This window comes from Lentzea albidocapillata subsp. violacea (assembly GCF_900100275.1).
GTDB classification, from domain to species: Bacteria; Actinomycetota; Actinomycetes; order Mycobacteriales; family Pseudonocardiaceae; genus Lentzea; species Lentzea violacea.
In genome coordinates, this window is sequence record NZ_FNET01000015.1 from 187,180 (window position 1) to 193,280 (window position 6,101).

Here is a 6,101-nt window from a genome sequence, read left to right on the forward strand (position 1 = left end):
CACGGACGGGTAGGGTCACTGGGGCGTGATCTTATGACAGCGGGGAGTCACCATGACGACTGCTGCCGGTCGACCAACACTGACCGTCGAGGACACTGACTCGACGAACCACGGCAGCCTTACGCAGCTCTTGACGACGGGACCGTTCCCGGAAGCGTTGAGGGCGGCGATCAAGGCTAGCCGACTCAGTCTCGACCGCATCCAGCACCGGTTGGCACTGCGCGGAGTGACCATCAGCGTCGCGACGCTCAGCTACTGGCAGTCAGGACGACGAAGGCCTGAACGCCCTGAGTCACTGGAGGCGCTGCGGCACCTCGAGTCGGTTCTGGGAGTGCCTCAGTCGGGTCTGTCGGCGTTGCTCGGTCCACCTCGTCCGCGAGGTCGCCGTTGCCGCCCGACGACCATGATGCCGATCGACGCCCTGTGGGCGCGAAGGGAGCGGGTCGCGAATCTGCTCTCGAAGGTCGACACGTCCTCTGACCTCAAGCTCGGCCGGATCAGCCAGCACGACCGCATCGAGATCTCTGCCGACGGCGGGCAGAAATCCGTGTGGGTGCGGCAGATCCTCCGTGCGGAGCAGGACGGGCCCGACCGCTGGGCGCTCGTGTTCGAGACCGAGGAGTCCGACGTACTCCCCGAGATCCTGAACGTGCGCAACTGCCACCTCGGCCGCATCGCCCGTGACCACGAGGCCAACATCATGGTCGCGGAGATGATGTTCGAACGGCCGCTGACCCGCGGCGAGACCCTCATCATGGAATACCAGCTGGTGTTCCCCGAGGGCCACGCCCCCAAGGGCAACAACACGTTCGCGCGCAAGTTCCGGCTGCCGGTACGCGAGTACGTGATCGAGGTCCGGTTCGACGAGACGAACCTGCCTTCGCGGGTGCAGCAGTACAGCGTGCCCGCGGGCGACGAGACGCCCTCGCGACGCCGGAACCTCACCCTGGACTCGGGCGGCGGCGTGCACGCCGTGGCGCTCGGGTTCGGTCCTGGTGTGTTCGGCATCCGGTGGGAGTGGCCGAACCGCTAGCAAGGCTCTGACAGACACGTGAGGGGCGCTTCCCAGCCTGGGAGGCGCCCCTTTCGTTGTGCCCCTTGCATGCGAGAAGGCCCCCGGCGCGCCGGGGGCCTTCCGTTCGCATCAGATCAGGTCATCAGACCCAGCCGGCGACGCTGAGGGTCACCGAGCGGATCGAACCGCGGTCGGAGCCCACCACGTCGGCGACCTTGAACACCCACGTGCCGTCGACGGGCTCCGCGGTCAGCGAGGACAGCGGCGCACCCGCCTTCCACGAGCCGGTGAACGGCGCGTTGGCGCTGGTCACGCTCGAGAACGGCGACGTGGCCGCGTCGTCGAACACGGCCTGGCAGATGTTGTTGCCGGTGCCGCCCGACCGCGAGAACAGCGTCACGGACTTGCCGGACGGCGAGGTGAGCGTGCCCACCAGGTCGCCGGCGAAGGTGTGGTCGATGCCGACCGTCGTGGAGCCCTCGGTCGTCGAACACGTCGCGCCGTCCACGGAGAACTTCAGGTTCGACGCCGCGCCGACACCCGTGACCGGCAGCGGGATGGAGACGCCGGTCTGGTCGTTGTCCGGGATGGCGACCGGTGCGCCGGTGTACGCGAACGACTTGAAGTCGCGCGCCGGCTCACCCACGCGGAGCGTGAACGAACTGGTCGTCGGTGACGTCGAGCCGGCGTAGGTCACGCGTGCGTCGAGCTTGACCGCCGAACCGAGCGCGGCCGAGGCCGGCACGGTCACCTTGTAGGTGTTGCTGACGGTCTGGCCCGGGTCGATGTTGCCGTAGTACTTGGAGCGCGGCGCGATGGTCACGCCGGCCGACGTCGTCGTCAGCACGACCGAGGTCGACGCGGCCGAGCCGTCACCGTTGTTGGCCACCGGCACCGTCACCGTGGCACTCGTGCCCGGCTTCAGGAAAGCGCTTCCGTCGGCGTCGTTGACGATCGCCGGCTTCTGCGCGCGGGCCAGTGCCTGCGGCGACGCACCCGTGTACTGCAGGACGCGGTCGGCCATCACGATGCCGGCGCCGGTGCGGTTGTCCACACCGGACTCGACGATGTCGATCGCCGTCGCCACAAGGGCTTCCCTGACCTCGGCGGGCGTCAGCGTCGGGTTGCCGGACAGGACCAGACCGGCGATCGCGGCGGCGTTCGGAGCAGAGGCGGACGTGCCGAAGAACGGCGCGAAGCCCGGCACCGACGTGGTCACGCCGTCGGCCGCGGTGATGTCCGGCTTCTGCCGGTTCTCGGCGAGCGGCGAGCCGTCCGGTGCGAAGAACGTCCTGCGCGGCCCGTCGGAGGTGAAGCGCTCCGGCTTCTGCGTGCCGTCGAAGGCGTTGGGGTACGGGCCCTTCGGGTTGGCCGGGTCGCCCGGTTCGAGGTCGAACGGCAGTGCCGCGGCGGCGGGTGCGGCCGCGACGGAGATCGCGCCCTTGGCCGCCGAGTGGCCGCGGGTGGTGCCCGGCGTGACGTACTTCTTGAGGCCGTCGTTGGTGTCGGCGAACCGGCCACCGAACAGCGACAGCGCGAAGTACTTGTCGTCGCCGCGGTACTTCACGACCGCGAGGCGCGTCCCGGTCGAGCTCGCCGGGGTGTTGATGCGCTCGTACGGGTCCTGTGCGCCGTCCTGGTTGTTCTGGCTGAACGTCACGACGTTGCCCTGGGTGTTGACCAGGTAGAGGTCGTAGTCGTTGGCCGACTGGCCGAGCGGGTCGGCCCAGTGCAGCACCGTCGGGGTGTCGCCGGAGAAGTTCGACAGCGGGTTGAACAGCTGCTTGGCGTTCGGGTCCGGGTTGAAGTCGTGCGCGGAGCCGGCGAACTTGCCGACGCCCACACCGGAGTCGACGAACTGGCCCTCGTAGTGGCCGGAGGTGCCGTCCTCGACGTTGCCCTGGTTGCCCGCGCTGGAGAAGAACATCGCGCCGTCCGCGACGACCGCGTCCACGGCGCGCGCGATGATGCCGTCCTGGAACGGCGACTCGTTGAAGTAGATGACGTCGTCGACGATGACGTCGCACCCGAGGTCGAAGCGCAGCTTCTTGATGTTGTCCGCGAAGCTCGCGTCGCCGTTGAACGCCGTGGCGAAGCCGAGTTCGGCGTTGGGCGCGAGGTCGTGCAGGATCTCGAGCATCGCGGTGCCCTCGTCACCGGAACCCGCCTGGCCCGGCACGATGTCGACGGCCGGCAGTTCACCGGAGGCCTGCGACACGGCCAGTGAGCCCACGCCGTCCGACAGCGCGCAGAGCTTCACGCCGACACCGGTCACGCGGAAGGAACCACGTGCGGCCTCGGCGTTGTGCGCCCTGTCGCTCTCCGCGACCTTGGCGGCCTGGACCGAGAGCTGCTTCTCCGAGAGCCGGCGCTCGACCTCCCTCGACTTGTCCTCTTTGGACGGAGCGTGCTTGCGGGACCTGGTGTCCTTCTTGTTCTTCACGTCCTGCGTCATCGCGTCGCTGCCCGGCTCGACCCGGGCGACGTCGGAGCGACCGGCGATCTCGGCGATCTTCGCGACCGGCACCTCCGCGCGCACGGTGCGGTGCTCGGGGGACACTGCCCGGATCTGTCCGCCCGCCGCGCGGACAGCGTTGACCAGGTCCTCGGAGTACTGCTTGGCACGGATGTCGACGAGAGTGGTGGACTTCGGCGTCACGGCAACGCCGGTCTGCACCTGCGGAAGGGCGCTCGTGGTACCAGTTGAGACGCGCTTGCGTGCCTCCACGACCAGTGCGCTGTCCACTTTGGACTCGGCTGGGGTGAGCGACTTCTTGATGCTCTGCAGCGCGGAGATCTGCGCTGCCGTGCGGTCGCTGATGGACTTGGACGCCTTGCCCGGATCAGCGGACGCCGGCGTGACTGCGGTGAGTGCGGCCAGAAGAACTGCGGTACCTGCGGTGACTAAGGTCGTGCCTCTTCGAGATCGGCGCACAGGAGTTTCTCCCCCGAACGTTGGCGTGCCCCCGAGCACGCGGCTTGCGACCGGCGATTCCCGGTCGAGGCGCCAACGTATGGTGCTTGCCTGATCACAGTCAGCATCCGATTGGGCTACTTCCCACTTAGCAGACGCAATCACACTTCACAGAACAAACGCGTCAGTCCACAACTGACCGGTTCGCCCGGAAAGGGCTTCCAGCAGTGCGGCTGCCTGGTTGTCGGTGAGCGACGCCACGAAGTCGACGACCGCCCGTCCCCGCGCCAGTCCCCGGACAGCGTCAGGCCCGACCGGCAGCTCACCGGCGGCACCGACCAATGTGGACGGCTCCGTCCGGGCGAGCGCCGCGTACTCCGTTTCGGCCAGCTCCACCAGATCGTGCAGCCTGCGCGGCAACCGGTCCGCCTCCGCCCGGTCGGTCACCCACTGCTCCAGCGCGTCCACGAGCGAACCGAGCAAACGCGCCTGTCCACGTTGGTGCAGAGCCAGATCCGGCCGCAGCAACACAAAGCGGCGGTGCACGAACTTCAGCACCTGCACCTCGTGCCACTGTGGAACCGCCAGCACCACATGCCCGGACCGCGGCGTGGGCTCCTCGATCACCCCGACCGCGTCCACGAGCCGGCGCGTCCACCGCGCGCTGAACCCGGCGACCGCCTGCTCGGCCTCGACCGACCCGTCGAACGGCACCGACAGCAACCCGTCGACGAGCTCCTTGCTGACCTTGCGCACCGCCATCGCGAACGCCTCGTCGCTCATCACCCAGGAGTCCTTGAGGTGCATGCGCCTCCTGAGCGTCTCCAGCGACCGCCCCGGCATCCGGATCTCGGCACTCAGCTCGGCGTCACTCAGCCCGGCCAGGTCGAGCGCCTGCGCCTGCCACGTGCCGAGCTCGGCGGCGACCGTCGCGTGCTGCAACACCCCGACCCGATGGAAGTCCTCCAGGTCGTGGATCGCGTACGCGATGTCGTCCGCGGTGTCCATGACGCTCGCCTCGACGGTCTGCTGCCACGACTCGACGCGCCCCTCGAACGGCTCGCGCGCCTGCCGCAGGTCGTTGATCTCCGTCACGTACGCGGAGAACTTCGCGCTACCGGTGCCCGGCATGTCCTCCGGCTCGGCCGCACCACGGGGCGCGACCGGCACGCCGAGCGACTGGTGACGCGTCCACGGGTACTTCAGCATCGCCGCTCGCACCGCCACGGTCAGGTCGAGGCCGAGCGCCTTGGGGCCCCGCACGTCCGTGGTCGTGATGATCCGGAACGACTGGGCGTTGCCTTCGAACCCGTCCGCCAACCCGAACCTGTGCCGGGCCAGCCGGTCGAGCACCTGCTCCCCGAGATGGCCGAACGGCGGGTGCCCCAGGTCGTGCGCGAGGGCGGCGGCCTCGACGACGTCGGGGTCGCACCCTCCCAGCTTCTCGAGCACCGCGGTCAGCTCGGGGCGGGTGGTCAGCCGTTCCGCGATGGCGCGCGCGGCCTGGGCGACCTTCAGGCTGTGGGTGAGGCGGTTGTGCACGAGCAGGCCCGAGCCGGTGGAGCTGACGACCTGGGTGACTCCGCCGAGCCTCGCGAAGAACGGGGAGCTCGCCACGCGGTCGCGGTCGACCCGGAACGGGTTCGTGGCGAGGTCTGCGGTCCTCCCCACGCCGGCTGACCGGCGGGCGGTGCGTAGCTCGTGGTGCATGGTGAAGAAGGTACCGGCAGCCAGAGCCTCGGCGCCCCACGCGTCCTGCTCATTGCGCGGTGGCGCCGATGATCACGCCGAAGCCGGCGAACGCAAAAAAAGCCCTGCGGGGAGCGCTTGTGGCGCTCAACCCGCAGGGCAAATTAAGTTCGGCGGCGACCTACTCTCCCACACCGTAACCAGTGCAGTACCATCGGCGCAGAAGGGCTTAACTACCGGGTTCGGAATGGGACCGGGTGTTTCCCCAACGCTATAACCACCGAAACACTATGGAATTCAACCTCAACCCCGAACCAGCAGAAAACAACCTGCCAGCGGGTTCGACCGGTCCTGGTTGTTCTTCCAGAACCGCACAGTGGATGCGTAGCGTCTTTGTAACAAGTCCTCGGCCTATTAGTACCAGTCAGCTCCAACCGTTACCGGTCTTCCACCTCTGGCCTATCAACCCAGTGGTCTAGCTGG

3 protein-coding genes and 2 rRNA genes are annotated in these 6,101 nt (G+C 68.3%); 1 reads left to right on the plus strand and 4 read right to left on the minus strand.

Annotated elements, in window-relative coordinates:
* Positions 1–52 precede the first annotated feature (52 nt).
* Positions 53–1,033 carry a helix-turn-helix domain-containing protein gene (locus BLR21_RS29395; RefSeq protein ID WP_090010987.1) on the plus strand — a complete coding sequence of 327 codons (981 nt, stop codon included), beginning with the start codon at positions 53–55 and terminating at the stop codon, positions 1,031–1,033.
* Between the two features lie 124 nt (positions 1,034–1,157).
* Here the strand turns inward: BLR21_RS29395 and BLR21_RS29400 are convergent, their stop codons facing one another.
* The 4 genes from BLR21_RS29400 to BLR21_RS29415 all read right to left on the minus strand — a co-directional run.
* A complete protein-coding gene (locus BLR21_RS29400; protein ID WP_256335011.1) occupies positions 1,158–3,950 on the minus strand; it encodes a S8 family serine peptidase in 2,793 nt (930 codons plus the stop codon).
* Positions 3,951–4,097: 147 nt separating this feature from the next.
* Positions 4,098–5,639 (minus strand): deoxyguanosinetriphosphate triphosphohydrolase family protein, encoded by a 1,542-nt coding sequence (locus BLR21_RS29405; protein WP_090010991.1) that lies wholly within the window; start codon positions 5,637–5,639, stop codon positions 4,098–4,100.
* A gap of 147 nt (positions 5,640–5,786) precedes the next feature.
* A 5S ribosomal RNA gene (rrf, locus tag BLR21_RS29410) occupies positions 5,787–5,903 on the minus strand.
* A 109-nt stretch (positions 5,904–6,012) separates the two neighbouring features.
* A 23S ribosomal RNA gene (locus tag BLR21_RS29415) occupies positions 6,013–6,101 on the minus strand; the annotation flags it as partial.